This is a genomic window from Streptomyces olivochromogenes (assembly GCF_001514115.1).
GTDB lineage: Bacteria > Actinomycetota > Actinomycetes > Streptomycetales > Streptomycetaceae > Streptomyces > Streptomyces olivochromogenes.
In genome coordinates this window covers 1-1,049 of record NZ_KQ948520.1, presented here as the reverse complement: position 1 = coordinate 1,049, position 1,049 = coordinate 1, and the positions used below count along the sequence as shown (strand labels likewise).

At 67.0% G+C, this 1,049-nt stretch carries 1 protein-coding gene; it reads right to left on the bottom strand.

Going from position 1 to position 1,049, the window contains the following annotated elements:
- Nucleotides 1-2: 2 nt before the first annotated feature.
- Nucleotides 3-1,049, bottom strand: a 1,047-nt coding sequence (gene kdpB, locus AQJ27_RS51315) for a potassium-transporting ATPase subunit KdpB (protein ID WP_067385982.1), incomplete at its 5' end; no start/stop codon positions are given.

Here is a 1,049-nt window from a genome sequence, read left to right as displayed (position 1 = left end):
GATCAGCCGATTCCGGGGATGAGGGAGATGAGCAGGTCGATGATCTTGATGCCGATGAAGGGGGCGATCAGGCCGCCGATGCCGTAGATCCCGAGGTTGCGCCGCAGCATCTTGTCCGCGCTCACCGGCCGGTACTGCACACCCCGCAGGGCGAGCGGGACCAGCGCGATGATGATCAGCGCGTTGAAGATGACCGCGGACAGGATCGCCGAGTCGGGCGAGGACAGGTGCATGATGTTCAGCTTGTCCAAGCCCGGGTAGACCGCCGCGAACAGCGCCGGGATGATCGCGAAGTACTTCGCCACATCGTTGGCGATCGAGAACGTCGTCAGCGCACCCCGGGTGATCAGGAGCTGCTTGCCGATCTCGACGATCTCGATCAGCTTGGTCGGGTTGGAGTCGAGGTCGACCATGTTGCCGGCCTCCTTCGCGGCCGACGTGCCCGTGTTCATCGCCACGCCGACATCCGCCTGCGCGAGGGCCGGGGCGTCGTTGGTGCCGTCACCGGTCATCGCGACGAGCTTGCCGCCCGCCTGCTCCCGCTTGATCAGCGCCATCTTGTCCTCGGGAGTCGCCTCCGCGAGGAAGTCGTCGACGCCGGCCTCGTCCGCGATCGCCTTGGCCGTCAGCGGGTTGTCACCCGTGATCATGATGGTCTTGATACCCATCCGGCGCAGCTCGTCGAACCGCTCCCGCATGCCCTCCTTGACAACATCCTTCAGGTGGATCACCCCGAGGATGCGCGCGCCGTCAGTGTCCTCGACGGCGACCAGCAGGGGGGTGCCGCCGGCTTCGGAGATGCGGTTGGCGAGGGTGTCGGCGTCCTTGGAGACGGTGCCGCCCTGTTCCTGGACCCAGGTGATGACCGAACCGGCCGCGCCCTTGCGGATCCTGCGCCCGTCGACGTCCACACCCGACATCCGGGTCTGGGCGGTGAAGGCGATCCACTCGGCCCCCGCGAGTTCGCCCTGGTGGCGCTCGCGCAGCCCGTACTTCTCCTTCGCCAGCACGACGATGGAACGGCCCTCCGGCGTCTCATCGGCCAGCGA